Source organism: Marilutibacter maris (assembly GCF_003233695.1).
GTDB classification, from domain to species: domain Bacteria; phylum Pseudomonadota; class Gammaproteobacteria; order Xanthomonadales; family Xanthomonadaceae; genus Marilutibacter; species Marilutibacter maris.
The window spans coordinates 2,450,928-2,471,118 of record NZ_CP029843.1 but is presented as its reverse complement, the minus strand read 5'-3'; the positions used below and the strand labels follow the sequence as shown (position 1 = coordinate 2,471,118).

The following is a 20,191-nucleotide window of genomic DNA, read 5'->3' as shown; positions in this document are numbered from 1 at the left end:
CCGGCCTCAGCGGCCGGGCTTCAACGGTCCGCTGCTGGGCGCTTCCTTGCGTCGGCGCATCGCCTCGACGCATTCGTGGATCAGCGCCGGACCGCGGTAGACCATGCCGCTGTAGAACTGCACCAGGGTCGCGCCGGCCGCGGTCTTGGTGACCGCGTCGGCACCGCTCAGGATGCCGCCGACACCGATCAGCGGGATCGATTCGGGCAGGCGGGTGCGCATCATCCGCAGCACCGTGGTCGCCTGGCCCATCAGCGGACGTCCGGACAGGCCGCCGCTTTCGCGCGCCAGTGGGTGGGCCTCGATCGCGGTGCGCGAGATCGTGGTATTGGTCGCGATCACGCCGTCGACCTCCAGCTCGGTCAGCACCCGCGCGCAGGCGTCGATGTCGGCATCGGTCAGGTCCGGGGCGATCTTCACCAGCATCGGCACCCGCTTGCCGTGCTTGGCGCCCAGCCGCTCCTGCTCCTCGCGCAGGATGCTGATCAGGCGGCGCAGCTGCTGCTCCTCCTGCAGCTCGCGCAGGCCGGCGGTGTTGGGCGAGGAGATGTTGACGGTCACGTAGTCGGCCAGCGGGTAGACCCGCGACAGGCAGTACATGTAGTCGCCGTCGGCGATCTCGTTGGGCGTGGTCTTGTTCTTGCCGATGTTGATGCCGAGGATGCCGCGGTCGCGCAGTTTCGCGCGCTCGACATTGCGCACCAGCGCATCGACGCCCTGGTTGTTGAAGCCCAGCCGGTTGATCACGCCCTTGCACTCGGGCAGGCGGAACATCCGCGGCTTGGGATTGCCCTCCTGGGCCCTCGGGGTGACCGTGCCGATCTCGACGAAACCGAAGCCCAGCGCGAACAGCGCATCGATGTACTCGCCGTTCTTGTCCATGCCGGCGGCCAGGCCGACCGGGTTGGGGAAGTCGAGGCCGAACGCGCGGGTCGGCAACGGCGCCGACGCCGTCGCCAGCAGCGAGCTCATGCCCATGCGGTGGGCGCGCTCGATCGCGCGCAGGGCGACGCCATGGGCACGCTCGGCGTCGAGGCTGAACAGGAAGGGGCGGGCGAGCGCGTACATTCAGGGCCTGGCGGGTCTCAAGGGGCGGGGCTCAGGGAACATGGCCGGTCTGGAGGGCGTGGGCCCAGTCCGGGCGGCCGTTTTCCGCCGCCATCCTGGCCGCTGTGTGGTGATCGTATTCGACCTCGACGATGCGCGCATGCCAGCCGTCCGCGTCGTGTTCGAGCAGGGCGTAGCGGGCCTGCGGCGAACCGGTCTGGATCGCGTGCGGGGGGCATCCGGTCGCGTCCGCGTCGCCGCGGATCTGGATCGCCTGCAGGCCGACGCTGCCCGGGTTCACCACCAGGCGGCCGTCGGGCAGCGGCACGATCCGCGGCCGGTGGGTGTGGCCGCACAGGATCACCCGCGCCGGCACCTGGCCGGCGCGCATCGCGACCTCGGCGACGCTGGCCGCGCGGGCCTCGCCCGGCGCCGGCGACTCGACGAAATAGGCCATGTCGTCGTCCGGGGTGCCGTGGCAGAGGAAGACCTCCGCGCCGGGGCCGTTGCCGGCCAGCCAGCGGGTCGCCGGCAGCCCGGCCAGCCAGGCCCGATGGGCCTCGTCCAGCGCGTCCGCGGCATGGCCGTCCGAGGTTCCCATCGCCTCGCGCGGGGTCTCCAGCAGGGCCCGCTCGTGGTTGCCGCGGATGGTCGGCCATGGCTGCCGCATCAACAGGTCGGCCGTCTGCGCCGGCCACAGCGGGCCGGACAGGATGTCGCCCAGATTGACCACGGTGTCGCAGTCCCGCCCGCGGATGTCGGCGATGACGGCCGACAGCGCGGGCAGGTTGCCGTGGATGTCCGAGACGACGGCCAGACGCATGGGGGAGGGCCGTCGGCGGTCAGAGGTCGAACTTGATGCCTTGGGCCAGCGGCAGCGCGTCGGAGTAGTTGATGGTGTTGGTCTGGCGGCGCATGTAGGCCTTCCAGGCGTCGGAGCCGGACTCGCGGCCGCCGCCGGTTTCCTTCTCGCCGCCGAACGCGCCGCCGATCTCCGCGCCCGAGGTGCCGATGTTGACGTTGGCGATGCCGCAGTCGCTGCCGGCCGCCGACAGGAACGCCTCGGCCGCCTTCAGGTTCTCGGTGAACACCGCCGAGGACAGGCCCTGCGGGACCGCGTTCTGCAGCTCGATCGCGTCCTCGAGCTTGCTGAACTTCATCACGTACAGGATCGGCGCGAAGGTCTCGTGCTGGACGATCTCGGCGTCGTTGGACAGGCCGGTGACGATCGTCGGCAGCACGAAGTTGCCGTCGCGCTCGATCTTCGCGCCGCCGGTCTCGATGGTGCCGCCGGCGGCCTTGGCCGCTTCGACCGCGTCCAGGTAGGCGTCGACCGCGTCGGAGCTGTTGAGCGGGCCCATCAGGTTGGCCGGGTCGGTCGGGTCGCCGATCTTGCCCTCGACCTGCTTGTAGGCGGCGACCAGCTTGGCCAGCACGTCGTCGTAGATCGACTCGTGGATGAAGGCGCGGCGGGTGGTGGTGCAGCGCTGGCCGGCGGTGCCGACGGCGCCGAACACGATCGCCGGGATCGCCAGCTTCAGATCGGCGCTGGCATCGACGATCATCGCGTTGTTGCCGCCCAGCTCCAGCAGCGAGCGGCCCATGCGGCGGGCGACGCGCTCACCGACGATGCGACCGACCTTGGTCGAGCCGGTGAAGCTGACCAGGCCGACGCGCTTGTCGTCGACGAAGTGCTGGGCCAGCTCGGTGCCGGCGTCGTTGAACAGGAAGAAGATGTCCGGGAAGCCGCCCTTGCGCAGCGCTTCGTTGCAGATCTTCATCGAGGCGATCGCCGACAGCGGGGTCTTCGGCGACGGCTTCCAGATGCTGATGTCGCCGCAGACCGCGGCGATGAAGCTGTTCCAGGCCCAGACCGCGACCGGGAAGTTGAACGCCGAGATGATGCCGACCAGGCCCAGCGGGTGCCACTGCTCGTACATGCGGTGGCCGGGGCGCTCGGAATGCATGGTCAGGCCGTACAGCTGGCGCGACAGGCCGACGGCGAACTCGCCGATGTCGATCATTTCCTGGACTTCGCCGTCGCCCTCGGGCTTGGACTTGCCCATTTCCAGCGCGACCAGCGAACCCAGCGCGTCCTTGTGCTCGCGCAGGGCCTCGGCGCACAGGCGGATCGCCTCGCCGCGGCGCGGGGCCGGAGTGGTGCGCCAGACCTTGAACGCCGCCTGGGCGCGCTCGAGGATGGTGTCGTAGTCGGCCTTGGACGATGCCTGTACCTTCGCCAGCACCTGGCCGTCGGTCGGGTTGACCGGCTCCAGCACACCGGCGTCGCTGGTCCTGGACCATTCGTTGTTGCCGAGGTAGGTACCGGATTCGGTGCCGGTCAGGCCGAGGGCGGAAAGCACGGGGTGCGTCATCGGGGACTCCATGGGATCAAAAATAAAAGAAGAGGCGTGGGAAGCGAGAGGAGCAGGGACGGGCGCCTCCTCTCACTTCTCACTCCCCTTCACTCGTTCTTCGCCGTATGGCGACCCCGGCACGATTCGAACGTGCGACCTTCCCCTTAGGAGGGGGACGCTCTATCCAGCTGAGCTACGGGGCCTTGAGACGGGCATTTTCGCACGAACCGGCACCGGGACGGAAACCCGGGCGCCGACCGCGGCTGCGCGGGCCTGGCGGCTCAGCGGGCGAGGATGTCGAGAATCTCCAGCGCCATCCGCTGCCGGCTCGGCGACAGCCGGCGGAACTGGGTCAGCGCGGTGCTCTCGTGCTCGTCGCGGGCGTAGTCGTCGATGATCACCGCCGGGATCGGTTCGCTGCCCTCGCAGCGGGTCGGTCCGCGGCCGGTCGCCAGCCACTCGAAGTTGACCCCGGTTTCCAGGGCGAGCTTGATCAGGTGATTGACGCTGGGCGTGGTGCCGGCGGGGTGCTCCCACTGGGTCACCGCGCTGCGCTTGACCCCCACCTTGCGCGCCAGCTCGGCCTGGGACAGGGTCGCCTGGACCCGGGCCTTCCTGACTCTCAGCGATAGTGCGCCCACCCTGCCTCCTTCGTTCGCGATCCTTGCCGATGGAGTGATCCGTACGCCGCCGCTGTCCGGACAGTGATTCTTGCCCGAAGTTGTCCCGTTCCGCTTGCAATCGGGGGCAGACGTAAACGCGGCTTGCGCCCATGATCAACGGTCAGCGGGGCTTGCAGCGGCCACACCGGGCCGGGACCTTCCGATCGGTGCGCGGATATGCGAAACATGTCACGAACGCAGGGGGGAGGACTCCGGCGTCGGCGCGGCTTCGGCGCTGGCGGCGCCGGTCCCGAGGATCGGATCTCCGGGCGGCGTCGGCCGTCCGCCATGGCAGGAGCCAGCCGCGATGCTGAGGATACGGTTGTTCGGTTCACTGTCGGTGGCCAGCGACGACGACGAGGGCGTCGCGATCGCCGGCCGCTGCGCCAATCTGCTGGCCTATCTGGCGCTGGGGCATGGCCGCTACTTCAGCCGTTCCGAGCTGCTGGCGAACCTGTGGCCGGAGCGCGCCTGTTCGTCGACGCCGGGCTCGTTCAACACCGCGCTGTGGCGGCTGCGGCGGATGGTCGAGCGACCGCCGCTGAAGCAGGGCGACCTGATCGTCAGCGACCGCCGCGGGGCGATCGGACTCAACGGCCCGGCCGGGGTGTGGCTGGATGTGGAGGAGTTCGAACGGCTGATCTCGCCGGGCCTGGCCGGCGCGCCGGAGCGGCTGAGCGACGCCGACATCGACGGTCTGCGCCGCGGCGTGGCGATGTACGCGTCCGACATCCTGCTCGACGTGACCGACGACTGGGCCCTGCGCGAGCGCGAGAAGCATCGCCGCAACTACCTCAACGCGCTCGGCCGGCTGATGCAGCTGGCGACGATCCGTCGCGACTACGACGAGGCCATCGCCCATGCCCAGGCGATCCTCGACAGCGACGCGCTGCGCGAGGACGTGCACCGCGACCTGATGCAGTTGTATGTGATGAGCGGGCAACGGGCGCAGGCGCTGCAGCAGTTCGAGTGCTGCCGTGAGTTATTGCGCCGTGAGCTGGCGATCCAGCCGATGCGCGAGACGATGGAGGTCTACCGGCGCATCGCCGACAGCGCGGTCGGCGTCGCCGGGCAGGAGCCGGCCTGGTCGCTGCCGGTGCCCGGCCATGGCTTCCATGCGACCCGCCCGCTGCGCGACCCGACCCCGGCCGACCCCTGCCTGCTGATCGACCGGGCCAGGCGCCAGCTCTCCGAGGCCGATGCCCAGCTGCAGTTGAGCCTGGAGTTCCTGCGCCGCTAGCGGCGGCGATCCGGGCGCCCCCGCACGGCGCGTGCCGCACCGTGGCCGTGGGCAGGCCGTCGCCAGTGGTCCGGCCAATCGCGTCCGCTTCCCCCGGGCCGCGCCCCCGCCCGTGACCCAGACGTTCCCGACGATCGCCGCGGCGCAGGCCCCTGCGCCGGCGGCGGCGTGCCTGTGATGCGTCTCTCACACCCTCATCACAGCCCGGCCGGTCGCGGTGATCCGGGTGTGATGCGGCGGTGATCCGCCGGTGAGGCGGCGGGCGCAGGCTCGGCCCAGGCCTCACCATATGGGCGTCGTCATGGCACTGCTCGAGGATCGCACCGCCGCCTTCATCGTCCGCGTATGGAGCGAGCGCAGCGACAGCGAAACGGTCGCCGCCGAATGGCGCGGCTCGGTCGAGCACGTGCAGTCGGGGCAACGGGTGTTCTTCCGCCACCTGGAAACGGTGGTCGACTTCATGAAACCGCACCTGGAGGGCATCGGCATCGATGCCCAGCAGCGGTTCTGGGAACGCGTATCCACGGTCATCAACGACGCAGGCGACCAGCCGGTCGCGCTGGCGCTGCCCTCGCGCGCGCCGGCCGCGGCGGCGGACGCCGGCGCGCCGTCCATTCCTGCACGCAAGCGCCGCTAGGAGTTCAGCCATGGCAGTCATCCGAGCCAACCGCGAGTCGATCGACGATCGCTTCAGCGTGCTGGGCTTTACCGTCCGCACCGACCTTCCCCTGTTCGAGATTGGCCTGGCCACCGATCCCGAGCTGCTCAAGGCCGAGAACCGCAACCGCCGCACGAGTCGCAATTTCTTCTCCAGCCGCCTGCTGAGCGCGGGCGTGGCCGGGAGCCGCTACCCGGCCGGGGGGCGCGAGTCGGTCTACCTGGTGCCGCCGGCGGTGGTCGCGCGCTTCATCGGCCAGCCGCGGCTGTACTTCGGGCTGGCGACCTACCAGGACAAGGACCGCAAGCGGCCGATCTCGGTCAAGGTGCCGGACGCGGGCCACATGTACGTGAGCCTGTCCGGACTGACCGAGCGCGGCCTGCGCCGCACCGCGCGCAATGGCCTGGGCGATGGCAACGGCAATGGCCACGCGCTGAGCTGGGGCGGGGACGTGATGGCGCCGGCGGTGGCCGGCAACGGCAGTGGCAATGGCGGCGGTCGTGCCGCGGTCGCCGGCAATGGTCATGGAAATGGCTACGAAGATGCCGCCGCCGAGGACGCGGCTCCCTACAGCGACGGCTATCCCGACGACCTGTGGCAGCAGGGGGCGACGGGGGCGGCAGACGCGGGCACCGGAAACGGCGCCGGCAACGGTGGCGTTGCCGTGGCCGGCAACGGTGCCGCGACCCATGCAGGCAACGGCAACGGCAACGGCAATGGCCAGGCGCCGATCACGACGCCGGCGCCGGCCGTTTCGCAGTCGCTGCGCGGCTATCGGCTCTCGCATCGCATGCCCAGGCCGGTCGCGCGGCCATTGCTGGTGTCGATGTACTACCAGCCCAGCAACTGGTTCGATGCGCTGACCGCGCAGATCGGCTTCTTCGTCGACAGCGCGATGTGGTACCTCGGCGTCGGCGATACCACGGTGCCGCCGCACTCGGCGATCTGCCAGGTGCGGCGGCCGGATGGCAGCGCCGAGGGCGCCCTGCACGGCAGCGCCTTCTTCATCGGTCCGCGGCTGTTGCTGACCGCCGCCCACGTGGTCGCCGGGCAGAGCGAGTTGATCATCGTGCCGGGCAAGAACGGCGGCGGCACCGGCGGCGGTACCGAGCCGTTCGGGCGTTTCCGGGTAGGTTCGGCGAACTTCGCCCCGCATCCGTCCTACGACGGCGGCAGCGACTTCGACATGGCCCTGATCCAGGTGCCGGCGGCGAACGCGGTGTCGGCGCCGCACTACTTCGACCTGGTCGAGGAGCTCAACCAGTCGCGGCCGGAGGGCGTGGTGGTCTGCGGCTACGCCGCGCGCTGGTACGCCAACGACATCATCGAGCACTTCGTCAACGAGACCATCGATCCGAACAAGCAGCACATGATGGGCGGCCACATCCGCAGCCTGCCCAGCGACGAGACCTTCGACTACGACCTGCAGACCCTCGGCGGCACCAGCGGCTCGCCGGTCTACTGGATCGAGGAGGGCGCGAGCCCGCAGGCGCACATGGTCGGCGTGCACGTGGCCGCGCACAGCGACACCACCAACCTGGGCTGCCGGATCACCGCGGCCAAGCTCAACTGGATCCGTTCCACCGCCGCCGGCTGGGGCCTGACCCTGTCGTTCGCGCTCGGGCGCGGCGGCCGCGCGGGCACCGCCCGGGGCGGCGCGCGCGCGCTGGGCGCCGCCGCCGACGACAGCCGCCGTGGCATCGAGGGTCCGATTCCGGACGATGTCGCCACCGCCCAGGCGCTGGCCCGCCGCGTCCGCGCGCTGAACGCGCCGACGCCGGAATACCCGCAGGCCGACCGCTTCGTCGCCGCCCACAGCGGCAACTACCGCGCGACCTCGGGCGGGCGCACGATCGAACGGGTGGTGATCCACATCACCGACGGCGGCGCCAACATCAACGGCACCATCGGCTGGTTCCAGAATCCCGACGCCGAGGTCAGCGCCCACTACGTGATCGGCCAGGACGGCGAGGTGGTGCAGATGGTGCGCCACGACGACGTCGCCTGGCATGCGCGCTCGGCCAACGGCACCAGCATCGGCATCGAGCATGTCGCCAACACCCGCGGCCTGAACCCGACCCCGGCGCAGCTGTGCGCGTCGGCGGCGCTGGTCACCTGGCTGTGCGACCAGTACGGCATCCCGATGGACCGTACCCACATCCTCGGCCATTCCGAGGCCGACACCCGCACCACCCATACCGGCTGCCCGAACGCGGTCTGGGACTGGGACTACTACATGGGCATGGTCACCTCTCGGACCTGCTACGAGCCCGATGCGGCCCCGGCGCCGACCGCGCAGGGGCTGGCGGTGCGCGGTGGCCGCCGCGCCTACTCGCGGGCGCAGGAGATCATCGCGCCGTTCTACGACCCCAGCGATCCGGCGACCGCGCTGCAATGCACGCTCGACGCGTTCAGCCAGGCCCGCGAGGAATGGTTCGCCGGCGTGGACGATACCCGCCAGTTCCCGCACTCGGCGATCTGCCAGTTGAAGATGACCGCGCCGGACGGTGCGCGTTACAGCGGCACCGGCTTCTACATCGGCCGCAACCGGATCCTGACCTGCGCCCACAACCTGCATGGGATGGCCAGCTGCCAGATCATTCCCGGCCGCAACGGCGCCGGCGGGCGTCCGTTCGGCGACGCCACCGTCGATGCCTCGTCGTGGCGGGTGGCGCCGGGCTACGGCGGCTCGGGCGATTGGGACAACGACCTGGCGGTGATCGACAACGTGCCGATCGCAGCCCCGCACGGCCGGTTCTTCCGCTTCCTCAACGCCTCCCCGTCGACCCAGCTGCCGGTGGCCGTGTGCGGCTACTCGGCCGGTTCGCGCAAGGTGCCCGAGCTGGACTACGCCATCGACGGCGACAAGCAGCACCTGCATGGCGGCTTCGTCAGCGAGGCGCCGACCGCGGACACCATCGACTATCCGATCCTGTCGCTGATGGGCGCCAGCGGATCGCCGGTCTACACCGTCAGCGATGCCGGCGGCCAGCTGCAGGCGTTGATCTGCGCGGTGCATGTCAGCGGCGAGCCGGTCGATCGCGGCCTCAACCGCGGCTGCTTCATCACCCCGCGCAAGATCGACTGGATCGAGGGGCGCGCCACCAGTTTCTCGCTGGACAGCGGCACCCGTGCGCGCGGCGGCGCGCCGGCTCGCGCACCGGCCCCGAGCGCGCGGGCGCAGGGCGTGACCGATCTGCTGCCGGTCGATCTCAAGCTGCGCGTGTTCATTCCGTCGCCGGCGATCCTGATGGAACGGCCGGTCGTCTCCGATCGCGCCTTCGGCGGCGACGGCCGTGGCTTCCAGCACGATGGCGGCAGCAGTCGCGCTGAAATCAGCGCGCGGCTGCACTTCGGCGACGGCGAGACCCGCGCCCGCCTGGACGTGCTCGACCGCCATTGGGGCGAATCGACCGAGTACGCGGTCGCCGACACCGAAGCGGCGGCCGGCAAACCGGACTGGTACCGCAATCTGAAGTCCGGCGCGCGCCCGAGCGCGCGCGAGACCCTGGAGACCAGCGACGACAACCTCAGCGTGCGGCTGGGCGGCAGCTCGCACAACGGCATCATCAGCATGGCCGAAGGCTCGATCGTGGTCAGCTTCCACGTCGAGGGCGCGCTGCCGCTGGTCGCGCTGTCGCCGGACATCGACGCCAATCTGGCCGTGCACGTGCGGGTCAACGGCGGCCGGGTACAGGCGCGCGTGGTCGGCGGCCACGACGAGTTCCCCGCCTACGAGCTCTATGCCAACGGCGAACGGATCTACGCCTACAACCCGCTCGATCACGGCGGCACGCCGCTGGGGCTTCTCGGCGACGGCAACTGGGACGTCGAAGCCGACTCCGACTATGTCGACTGCGGTCCGGCCAGCGAGTACCGGATCGTCGGTCCGGTCCGCATCGGCTCGGGTGCGCAGGCCTTGTCGCAGTCGCTGGAGATTCCGCTCGACCCGGGCATCGGGGGACAGTCGATCGGCCCCGACGCGCTCGCGCCCGGCGACATCATCGTCTCCACCGCGCGGCATGCGGTCTCCTACGCGATCCGTGCCGGCACCCTGTCGGCGATCAGCCACGCGATGGTCTACGTCGGCGACGGCAACGTGGTCGAGGCGGTCGGCGACGGCGTGCGCGAGGTCCCGCTGGCGACGGCGATCGAGCCGGCGATCCTCGCGGTCGCCTACCGCGATCCGCGGGTCGATGCGAGCCGTGCCCAGGCGATCGTCGACTTCGCCCGCGCCCAGGTCGGCCGTCCCTACAACTACGGCGGCGTCGCCCGCGCCGGTTACCGCATCCTGTTCCCGTTCTCCAGCCGCGTGCTCGACGCGATCCGAGATATCGCCGGCGTCGACGACGACACCGCGCGCTCGTTCTACTGCTCGGAGCTGGTGTACGCGGCGTTCGAAGCCGCCGGCATCCCGTTGGACACCGCCTCCGGCGATCCGGGCACGCCCGACGACCTGGTCCAGCTGCGTCACGGCAGTCTGGGCTACGTCGGCCATCTGAAGGCGCGCGACGAGCTGTTGGGCATCGCCCTGGCGTTGTCGACCCGGGCGCTGCGCGCCGCCGACTCGCCGCGCACCCGGGTGCGTGCGTTGCAGGACGAGGGGCCTTCGGACTATCCGGTCGCGTTGATCCCGCAGCCGGACAAGAACGCCTGCTGGGCGGCGTCGATGGCGATGCTGCTGTCGTACCGGCGCAGTCAGTCGATTTCGCCGGAAACGCTGGCGCAGGAAGTCGGCGCTTCGCTGTCCACCTCCTACGACTGGGACCTGCTGGAGAACGTGCGCGATCGCTACGGCTTCAGCGTGATTCCGCAGCCCTCCAACGCCAGCCTCTATCACAGCCCGCAGGAGTGGGCGCGCTGGCTCAGCCTGCACGGCCCATTGTGGGTGGTGATCGTGGGCGCGCCGCACGCGGTCGTGGTCGCCGGCATTCGCGGCGACCTGAGCGACCCGGCCGCGACCGAGGTCAAGGTGCTCAATCCCTGGGATACCCGGATCGCGTTCGATGGCGATCCGGTCGCCTTCAACCCGCCCAACGGCGGCTACGAAGACTGGCTCCCGTTCGCGGACTTCGCCGCCGACTACGGCAACATGGCCGAGCCGGACTACGGCAACTGGCGGGTGCTGTACCTGCCGGAGACGGCGGCGACCTCGCAGTCGCTGGCGGCCCGGCCCGCGGCCCGTGGAGCGCGGGCCGCCCATGGCGGTGGCCGGCTGCGGCTGGCGCGGCCGCCTTCGGCGGTGCGGGCCCTGCAGGACGACGCGGCCGGCAACGGTCATGGCGCCGAGGCGATCGAACCCAGCCGCGTCGCCGGCACCCGGATGTCGGTACAGCGGGGCCAGGACGGCGCCAGCACTTGGTCGCTGGAACAACTGGAAGGCCTGAAGGCGCCCGCCGCGGGCGCGGTCGCTGCCGCCGCCGAGCCGGTCGAGGTCCATGTCGACCTGGGCGGCTGGCCGGCGCTGGAAGGACAGCCGGCGCCGTTGCCGTTGACGGTCGCATTCCGCGCCGCACAGGGCGCGGTCGGCGATGTCCGCATCGCGGTCGCCGCCCATGGCGGCAACGGCGATGCGCAACAGCGGGTCCAGCATGAGCCGGGACTGGCGCCGGCGCAGTCCCTGTCGCTGGACCACGGCGTCGACGTGATGGCGCGGATCGACGATGCCGGGGATGTCGAAGGCGTCGCAGCGCTGAAGGTCGGCATCGACTACCGCTTCGTCGGCCTGGCCGAGGGCAGCCCGTTGGCGCGGATCGAACTGCGCCTGCTCGGTGACGGCCGCTACGAGCGCCAGAACCGCTGGGTGACCACGGCCTGAGGAATGCATCGTGTCCGAGCGCAACGGCACCGGTAGCAGGATCTTTCCGCCACGCGGCGGCGCGCCGACCGCGCGCGCGCTGGCCGGCGAGGGCGGCAACGGCCAGGCGGGCGCCACCGCGGCGCCCAAGCCGCAGGCGACCGAGACCATCGCCCGGCGTGCCGGCGCGATGGTCAACGAGATCGACTTTCCCGGCTTCGTCGCCCAGCTCGTGCACGGCACCTTCGACGCGATCGTCGACGCCTCGATCCGGCAGATGGAGAGCTACTCCAGCCTGGTGACGGCGGTCGCCAAGACGGTCGAGCAGTTCACCGAGGAGAACGTCACTCCGAACCAGGCGCGCGACTGGCTGGCCAGTCGCTATCCCGGCGAAGTGCAGCTGTTGCTGCCCGACGGCGGCGAGCGGGTGGAGCCGCAACTGGCGCCGCGCAGCGACGATCTGGAGCCCGCGTGGCTGGCCGAGTACGGCATCGAGAACGAGATCCTGACCACCGAGCTGCTGGAGCAGCAGGTGCTGCCGCAGGTGCGGCTGAAGGTCGGCGGCGAACGCCAGCAGTTGCTGGCGACGATGGTGATGCTGGGCATGAACCGGGTGGTCGTGCGCGACGGCAGCATCACCAGCAAGGTGATGTTCCGCGCCGCCGCGCAGGACGCGGCCAAGGTCGGCTACGCCGCCGGCACCGATCCCAAGGCGGTCGCCAACTGGGGCGAGCGCGGCAGCCTCAGCTACGAGGGCCAGAGCTCGACGATGGTGTCGACGGTCGCGGTCAACGCGCAGAACGAGTCCAACGTCCGCGCCGACCTGTTCGGCGAGGTCAAGCTGAACTTCGTCAGCGAGACCCTGCCGCTGGAGCGCATGGTCGAGCCGGCCAAGGCCGCGCTGGTCCAGCGCCACTCCCCGGCGATGCGTCCGCAGCAACCGGCGGCCGCGCCGACGGCACCGGCCGCGGCGCCGGCGCCGCGCGAAGAGGGAGGTGGGTGATGCTGCGCGAGCTGTCGCAACTGCTGGAGGAGCTGCATGACGGCCTGCTCGCGGTCGAGACGCGCGGCGGTGTGCAGCTGGCCGGGGCCGAGATGACCCTGCCGCTGGAACTGCGTCCGGTGCTGCAGGATGGCGGCTGCGTGCTGCTGGCCGATGTGCCGCGCAGTCGTGGCAGCGGAGACTGGCTGATCGCGCCTTCGCGGTTGCGGCTGGCCTGGGGCGACGCGGCCGCGGACGCGGAGGACGAGGCCACCGGCAATGTACAGGTGTCGACGGAGGCCTGGCCATGAGCGCGCAGATTCCGCCTCTGGTCCGCGACAGCGGCATCCCGTTCGACCTGTTCATCCAGGCCCTGACCGAGCAGTTGGACAAGGCGCAGGCGGCGATGGCGATCAAGGCGCGGGTCGGCAAGCTGCCGCTGACCTTCGCGGTCAAGGAAGTCTCGATGGACCTGCGCGCGTTCGTGCAGATGGTCGACGAGGACGTGTTCCTGCGCCCGGCCGGTCCGGGCGAGTCCGAGGCCAGCACGATCAAGCTCGCGCTGACCACGATAACCAAGCCGATGATCGAGGAGAACGCGGTCGACTTCAAAGCCGAGGACCCGAAGTTCAGCCTGCGCGAGGCGCTCGGCGATCGCATCACCGAGGACGAGCAGCGCCGCCTGGAGCGGATCGGCGTGCGCACCGTCACCCAGCTCAACGAACTGAAGAAGACCGCCGGCGCCGACGTCATCGCGCGGCTGTCGCGGATGCCGGTCAACCGCCTGCAGCAGGCGCTGCTGAGCGCCGCCGCGCCGAGGGTGACCCGGGTCGAGCCCGGCGCCAACGGTCAGGCGACCCGGCGGGTGCATCTGAGTACTCCGGGGCTGCGCGGCGGACGCTTGCCGCTGGTGCGCGCGGCCGGAGAGGCGGTGCCGGTGGTGGAGTCGGGCGATGACGCCATCGTGCTGGCGCCGCTGGCGCACCAGCTCGGCTGCGAGGCGGAACTGGATTTCGGCGAGGGCGAGGTCGCCCGGGTCGAACTCAGCGAAGGCCGGCTCGGCCAGTGGGAGGCGCCATGAACATGCGTCGTGCGATGCCCGCCGTGCGCGGCCGCCTGCTGCTGACGCTCAGGCTCGGCGAGGTGCCCGAGCACGTGCCCGGCCTGCGCGCGGTGATCGGCTACGGCACCGACAAGGCCGAGCATATCGACGGCGGTGTGATCGATCGCCTGTTGCGTCACCACGGCGGCGCGTTCCGGGTCACCCGCCTGCACAGCGCCCGCAAGCGGCGGGTCGAACGCCCGGTGCCCGGCGCGCGCCGCTTCGACGATGTCGAGCAGATCAGCGGGGTGGCGCGGGTGCTGCGCATCGAGGTGCGCGATCCGGACGCAGTGCCGGCTCTGTTGCAGGCGCTGGCCGAGGTGCCGGTGGTCGAGCGGGTCTGCGCCGATCATCTCTGCCACGGCCCGTTCGCGGCCGATGGCGGCGGTGGCGACAACCCCGTCGATCCGCACACCGTGAGCGACCCGCTGTGGGCGCGCGAGCTGATCCGTCTGCCGGAGGCGCTGGCCTACGAGCCCGGCGACCCCGCGACGGTGATCGGCCTGGCCGACACCGGGGTCGCGCTCGAGCACCAGGAGCTGCAGGCGCGCCTGCGCGCCGGTTTCGACAGCGTCGACCTGGACCCGGAACTGGTCGGCGGACTGACCCTGGTGGGCGACTACCGCCATCGTGGCGAACAGCCGCAGGACGAGGTCGGTCACGGCACCGGTTGCGCCGGCATCCTGGCTGCGCGCGGGCGCGACATTCCGCCCGGTGGCGCCGGCGCCTGCGGGCTGACCCCGGTGCGGGTGCTCGGCGCCGCGCTCGGACCCGGCGAGCGTCGCTTCGGGGTTGGCGCGCTCGACAATATCGACGCCGGAATGAAGCGCCTGATCGACCTCAATGTGAAGGTCATCAACATGAGTTTCGGCACGCCCGAGAGCGCCCTGGCCACCGACGCGCCGAGGCCGCACGAGGAAGTCATCCGCTACGCGCTCGCGCGCGGGGTGATCCTGGTCGCCGCCAGCGGCAACTCCGGGCTGGAGGAGCGCTACTACCCGGCCGCCCACGAGGGCGTGATCGCGGTGGGCGCGGTCGATCGCCAACGCCGGCCGGCCGGCTTCAGCACCCGTGGCGGACACGTCGCGGTGTGCGCGCCGGGGAACGGCATCCTGACCTGTGGCCTGCACGGCTACCAGGCCGCGACCGGGACCAGCTTCGCCGCTCCGTTCGCCGCCGCCGCCTGCGCGCTGCTGGCGTCGCGCGCGCAGCGCCGCGCCTGGCCGCTGGACAGCGACGACGCGCGCGAGCTGCTGGTCGAGAGCGCGACGCCGTTCGGCCGTGCCGGTGTCGGCGGCTGCGGTCGCGGCGTGCTCGATGCGGCCGCGGCGCTGCGCCTGCTCGACCGGCGCATCGATCGCGACATCGCCGCCGAGGCCGCCAGCGCGGACGACGATCTCGAACCCGTTTCCGAGCCCCGGACCGCGCCCGTCGCGGCCTGATCAACGCAGGAACCGTTGCCATGCCCACGCACGACAACACCGATGCACCGCTGCCGAGGAGATACCCAATGGCGAGCAAACGAAGTTCAGGCAAGTCCCGCGAACCGGTGGGCGCCGCGGCAGCCGCTCAAGGAGCACGTCGCGCCCGCTCGATCCACTCCGTTCCCGATAGGAGAGAACAGTCATGAAACGCATTTTGCTGGTCGACCTGGGCGAGCGCGAGCTGAAGAAGCGCCAGGAGCTGCGTGCCCGCCAGCAAGTCCTCGAAACCATCGACAAGACCGCCGAAACCAGCGGCGGCCTGAGCAGCAAGCAGCTTGAGGAGCTGACCCGGATCCGCAAGCAGCTCGGCAGCGACGTGGTGATCGATCCGTTCTACCGCCTGGTGGCCGCGACCCATCAGCAGAGGGACTGGAGCGAACTGCGTCGCGACAATTCCTTCGTCCACGAGTACGGCCTGCTTGGCAGCCAGCGCATGATCGGAAACCTGCTCGATCCGCTGGAGAAGAACGAGCGCGAGATCGCCTCGATCTGCGGACTGCTGCAGATCGACGGCTACACCGATGCCGCGCGTCCGGACTTCGTGCAGAAGATCAGCAGCGCGCAGGGCGAGTACCGTCGTCATCGCGCCTTGTTCGACGCCGTGTTCGCGCATCTGGGCCAGCGCTACGAGGTCAGTCTGAAGTCGCAGATCGACGCCGGCCTGGTCGACCCCGCCATCGTCGGTTGCGTGGACCCGGGTGGCGACCCGCAGAGCCGGACCGAGATGCTCGACCATGCGACCGCCAAGCGTGCCGCGATCAATGCCGCCCAGGGCGCGGCGACCCGTGCCGCCGACGCCGAGCGCGCCGCCCAGGCGGCCAAGGAGTCGGCCCAGGCGCTGGCCCGGGTGGTCAAGGAAAAACAGGCCGAGCTGGATGCGGCCCAGGCCGCGCACCCGCGTGGCGGCAAGGAGGTGACCGCCGCCAAGCGTGCGCTGACCGTGGCGACCAAGGCCGCCGACACCGCCGCCGAGCAGGCCAAGGCGGCCGCGATCGTGGCCAAGGAGGCGCTGGCGACCGCCAAGGAGGCCAAGGCCGAGGCCAGCGATGCCTCGGTTGCCGCCTCGATCCGCGCCAGCCTGGCCGCATTCGAGCCGAGTCCGGCGGAGACGATCTGCGCGCTCAGCGGCCGCAACGTCGCCGCGGTGGTGCGCCGCCTTGCCACCGAGAAGGTCAGCGCCAACGATGCCTGGCTGGCCAGCCGGATCCAGAACGCCTACGACATGGATACCGGCGTCGTCGCCGGTGCGCCGCCGTCGTCGATGGAGATCATGCTGCCGGACCTGGACGAGAGCACCGACGTCGAGATCGTCCGCGAGAACCTGCATGCGGTGCAGGCGATCTACTTCTCCTGGATGCTGGAGGAGATGCATCTGCCGCAGGTGGTGGAGCGCATCGTCGAACTGTTCCGGGCCGGACTGCTGCCGCTGGGACGCGGCAAGGCCGGCGACTACCTGTTCAACTACTACAAGCGCGCGGTCGACCGGATCACCGAGGGCGAGCGTCGCGACCTGTACATGCGGGTGTTCGGCGCGCCCGGCGGCGACCCCAACGGCAACCAGCCCAACCGCGAGTTCAACGACCTGTGGCTGCGCTTCGTGTCGGCGGTGTCCTCGTTCGCGCGTCAGCTCACCGTCGACCGGCTGTTGCGCAGCAATATCCCGGTGGCGGTCTCGCAGGAGCAGGTCCGCAAGGCCGGTCGCGACCTGGCCGCGAACCTGTCGCTGCACGGCTACGGCATCGCCTATTTCGCCGCCACCGAGCTGCAGTCGATGATCCGCGAGTACCTGGAGAAGCTCAACGATCCGGAGCTGCGCACGGCCTTCGGCGCGCGCGACATCTGGCAGGTGATCGACCAGGTCAACGCCAACTATCTGGGCGGTCCGCGCAATACCCACCGCTACCGCACCCAGGCCCATGCCGGCGCGGTGATCATCCGTTGGCTGGCCAATCACCACCAGCGCCTGGGCGGCCGCTTCGGCGAGGTGATTTCGCTGGCCGCGCTGACCAACCCGCAGTTGCGCGGCAGCGACCGGCCGACGGTCGAGCCCAACGACTGGGATCTGGTGCAGGCCTGCGAGCAGTGGCTGGCGGTCGGCGGCGTCCAGGACGACCACGTCGAGCAGTTCGCGCAGCCGGTGGAATCGCCGGTCATCACCAGCAAGCCGATCGAGATGCCGGCGTTCGCGCGCGAGGCGCTGGATTCGCTGACCGGCGGCATCGGCGACAGCCTCAATGGCGCGTTGCCGCCGCTGTAGCGCGCCGCCACCTTATCGAGGGGCCCACCGTCATGGGAGCAAGGCCATGAACAAGCCAATCAGTCACATCGGCAAACGGCCGATGGCGGCCCACGTCAAACGTTCGTTGAGCAGCGCGGCGCGTGCGCTGGGCACGCGCGATCCGCTGCCCTACCTGGACTCGCTGATCGATCGCACCTTCAGCCTGCCGGAGGACGATGTCGCCTATACCCGCAACGCGCTGACCCCGGGGGCGGTGCCGTACGAGCCGTCGTTCTCCGAGGCCGAGCCGGGCACGCTGCGCTTCACCATCGAGCCGCTCGGCCCGGAAGCCTCGCCGGTCGCGCGCCGCGACGAAGCCACCCGCGAGATGCGGCGGCTGGTGTGTCCGGTGTTCGGCCGCGACGCGCTGCGCTGGTTCGATTCGCGCAGCGAGGAATGGCGCGGCTTCGGCGGCCTGGGCTGGATGAGCTACGGGGCCTGGTTCGGCAGCGCGTTCGACGAGGACGGCTTGTACGCGACCAAGATCTACTACGAGCTGCTGCCCAGCCAGATCGACGCGCTGGCCGCGCCGCTGGCGCGACTGACCCGGCAGGCGATGAACGAGATGCCGAGCCTGATGCCGATCTTCACCTCGATCGGCTGCAACCGCGAGGCCGGCAGCCAACGGGTGACCTTCCTGCATCGTGGCCCGCTGGTGGTGGCGGCGCTGGGGCCGTTGATGAACCGGCTCGGGATCGGCCACCAGTTGCCGAGCCTGATGCGGATCGTCGGCGTCGCCCTGGGCGGACGCTTCGAGCTGCCCTCCGGCGGGGTGCTGATCGGCATGCGCAATACGCCCGGCGGGGTCGAGATGAAGCTGGAGATCCTGCTGGCCTCGTTGCCCGACCTGCCGTCGCGCTTCCTCGACCTGCTCAAGCTCGGCCTGGCCGAACGGCCGCGTCAGCTGGCCGCGCTGGCGCGCTGGCTGGAGGCGTTCGGCATGGACGCGGGCGAGCACGGGCATTTCTCGGTGCTGAGCATCCGGGTGACGCCGAACTCGCCGGCGCGGATCAGTCTGTACGTGCGGCCGATCGAGTTCGAGATGCGCGAACAACTGGAGGAGGCGCGGGCGCTGCAGTAGGTCATGCCTGGCGAGGTCTGGCAGGAGCGGCGTGAGCCGCGACCGGACCTTCCCATGAACGCTTCATCGCGGCTCACGCCGCGCCCACGGGCGTCCGGGACCGGGTCGCACCGGTCCGTTACCCGCATCCACCCTATCCGGAGCACAGGCCATGTCCGCCATATTTCCCAAGACAATCCCCTCGGCCCGTGCGATGGCGGCACCCGCTGGCGCCGCCGCGGCCGCCCCGGGCGCGAGCCGGGAAACCACCGATGCGGTGCGCCGCAAGGTGCGGCAGATGCTGGAGCAGGCACAGTCGTTCCAGGACCTGGCGCCGGACAAGCGCGAAGCGCTGGCCAAGGGGCTGGTCCAGATCGGTAGCTATCTCGCCGAGCCGGACGGCATCCGCCTGAAGCCGCACCAGCAGAGCCCGCAGGTGCGCGCGCTCGCCGGCGACGACAGCGAGCCGCTGCCGGCGTCGGACCAGCCCGAGTTCGGCACCGCGCTGAAGACCGGCGTGCAACAGGCCGGCGCGCTGATGCAGGCGGTCAACTTCCCCGAATTCGTGACCGGGCTGATCGACGGCGTGTTCAACTCGATCGTCACCTCCTCCATCCAGCAGATGGAGGCCTACGCCAAGCTGGTCGCGGACGTGTCCAAGAGCCTCAACCAGTTCCGCGACGACAACACCACCCAGAACCAGGGGCGCGATCATCTGGTCGAGCAGTTCCCCGACATATTCCAGTTGCAGATGGGGGCCGGCGACTGGGGCGACTTCGGCACCTTCGGCGACGAGCAGCCCAGCAACGAGCCGCGCGTGGTCGTGCGCCAGGACGTCGACGAGCGTCGCGCGATCGATCGCCTGAACCAGTCGCTGCCGCTGGACAAGCCGATCACCCGGCTCGACGACGAGCTGGTCGAGGCGTTGCTGGTGCCGGCCGCGCGTACCCAGATCGCGACCGGGCGCCAACAGTTGCTGGCGACCCTGGTGATGCTCGGCATCAACCGCATCGTGGTCACCGACGGCCGCATCTCGGCCAAGGTGATGTACGACTTCCAGGCCCGCGACAACCTCAAGTACCGCCACAGCGCGACCAAGATGGATCACCAGCGCGATGCCTACGGCAACATCGCCAAGACCCGCGGCTACGAAGGCGAGTACGACCGCAAGTACGAGGGCGGCAGCGGCAGCGGCGAGGACCGCCAGGATGCGAGCTGGTACTCGAAGGGCAACTACAAGTACACCGAGCAGCCGATCATCAAGATGATGAGCACCTCGCAGCTGCAGAACGACGCTTCGCTGCAGGCGCGGGCGAGCCTGGCCGGCCAGGTCGAGGTCAACTTCAAGAGCGACTACCTGCCGCTGGAGAAGATGGCCAATCCGGAGGCGATCGCGGCGATCCAGATGAACGCCCAGCCGGGCATGGTCAAGACCATGGCCGGACGACCGCAGCCGACCCCACCCGGGACCGCTCCGGCGACCGGTGAGGCCCCGGCGAACACCCCGGCGGCCACGCCCTGATC

General features: G+C 70.5%; 14 protein-coding genes and 1 tRNA gene. 10 read left to right on the top strand and 5 right to left on the bottom strand.

Going from position 1 to position 20,191, the window contains the following annotated elements; genetic code table 11:
* Positions 1 to 6: 6 nt before the first annotated feature.
* From C9I47_RS10825 to C9I47_RS10805, 5 genes are all read right to left on the bottom strand, one after another.
* Entirely contained in the window at positions 7 to 1,068 is a 1,062-nt protein-coding gene (locus tag C9I47_RS10825; protein ID WP_111266751.1) for a quinone-dependent dihydroorotate dehydrogenase, read from the bottom strand.
* A gap of 31 nt (positions 1,069 to 1,099) precedes the next feature.
* Positions 1,100 to 1,870 carry a metallophosphoesterase family protein gene (locus tag C9I47_RS10820; protein ID WP_111266750.1) on the bottom strand — a complete coding sequence of 257 codons (771 nt, stop codon included), beginning with the start codon at positions 1,868 to 1,870 and terminating at the stop codon, positions 1,100 to 1,102.
* Between the two features lie 19 nt (positions 1,871 to 1,889).
* Positions 1,890 to 3,422 (bottom strand): L-piperidine-6-carboxylate dehydrogenase, encoded by a 1,533-nt coding sequence (gene amaB / locus C9I47_RS10815; protein WP_111268091.1) that lies wholly within the window; start codon positions 3,420 to 3,422, stop codon positions 1,890 to 1,892.
* A 108-nt stretch (positions 3,423 to 3,530) separates the two neighbouring features.
* Positions 3,531 to 3,607 (bottom strand) — tRNA-Arg (locus C9I47_RS10810).
* A 78-nt stretch (positions 3,608 to 3,685) separates the two neighbouring features.
* A complete protein-coding gene (locus C9I47_RS10805) occupies positions 3,686 to 4,045 on the bottom strand; it encodes a helix-turn-helix domain-containing protein (RefSeq protein WP_111266749.1) in 360 nt (119 codons plus the stop codon).
* A 328-nt stretch (positions 4,046 to 4,373) separates the two neighbouring features.
* Here C9I47_RS10805 and C9I47_RS10800 point away from each other — a divergent pair, with 328 nt between their 5' ends.
* The 10 genes from C9I47_RS10800 to C9I47_RS10760 all read left to right on the top strand — a co-directional run bounded on the left by C9I47_RS10800 (position 4,374) and on the right by C9I47_RS10760 (position 20,189).
* Positions 4,374 to 5,306 (top strand): AfsR/SARP family transcriptional regulator, encoded by a 933-nt coding sequence (locus C9I47_RS10800; RefSeq protein WP_111266748.1) that lies wholly within the window; start codon positions 4,374 to 4,376, stop codon positions 5,304 to 5,306.
* Positions 5,307 to 5,607: 301 nt separating this feature from the next.
* Positions 5,608 to 5,943, top strand: coding sequence for a hypothetical protein (locus C9I47_RS17720; protein ID WP_141481018.1), 336 nt, complete (start codon positions 5,608 to 5,610; stop codon positions 5,941 to 5,943).
* A gap of 10 nt (positions 5,944 to 5,953) precedes the next feature.
* Positions 5,954 to 11,782, top strand: coding sequence for an N-acetylmuramoyl-L-alanine amidase (locus tag C9I47_RS10795; RefSeq protein WP_190238483.1), 5,829 nt, complete (start codon positions 5,954 to 5,956; stop codon positions 11,780 to 11,782).
* 10 nt (positions 11,783 to 11,792) lie between these two features.
* Positions 11,793 to 12,764, top strand: a complete 972-nt coding sequence (locus C9I47_RS10790) for a hypothetical protein (protein ID WP_223250103.1) — start codon at positions 11,793 to 11,795, stop codon at positions 12,762 to 12,764.
* Complete coding sequence (locus C9I47_RS10785) at positions 12,764 to 13,054, top strand: hypothetical protein (protein ID WP_111266745.1); 291 nt, start codon at positions 12,764 to 12,766, stop codon at positions 13,052 to 13,054. The genes C9I47_RS10790 and C9I47_RS10785 overlap by 1 nt, the downstream gene beginning before the upstream one ends.
* The gene (locus C9I47_RS10780; RefSeq protein WP_111266744.1) at positions 13,051 to 13,824 is read left to right on the top strand and encodes a hypothetical protein; all 774 of its coding nucleotides are present in this window, start codon (positions 13,051 to 13,053) and stop codon (positions 13,822 to 13,824) included. The genes C9I47_RS10785 and C9I47_RS10780 overlap by 4 nt, the downstream gene beginning before the upstream one ends.
* Positions 13,821 to 15,287 (top strand): S8 family peptidase, encoded by a 1,467-nt coding sequence (locus C9I47_RS10775; RefSeq protein WP_223250102.1) that lies wholly within the window; start codon positions 13,821 to 13,823, stop codon positions 15,285 to 15,287. The genes C9I47_RS10780 and C9I47_RS10775 overlap by 4 nt, the downstream gene beginning before the upstream one ends.
* A gap of 184 nt (positions 15,288 to 15,471) precedes the next feature.
* Positions 15,472 to 17,586 (top strand): hypothetical protein, encoded by a 2,115-nt coding sequence (locus C9I47_RS10770; protein WP_111266742.1) that lies wholly within the window; start codon positions 15,472 to 15,474, stop codon positions 17,584 to 17,586.
* A gap of 46 nt (positions 17,587 to 17,632) precedes the next feature.
* Complete coding sequence (locus C9I47_RS10765) at positions 17,633 to 18,688, top strand: hypothetical protein (RefSeq protein WP_111266741.1); 1,056 nt, start codon at positions 17,633 to 17,635, stop codon at positions 18,686 to 18,688.
* Between the two features lie 151 nt (positions 18,689 to 18,839).
* Positions 18,840 to 20,189: a hypothetical protein gene (locus tag C9I47_RS10760; protein WP_223250101.1), complete on the top strand. Its 1,350-nt coding sequence runs from the start codon at positions 18,840 to 18,842 to the stop codon at positions 20,187 to 20,189.
* The last annotated feature ends 2 nt before the right edge of the window (positions 20,190 to 20,191 follow it).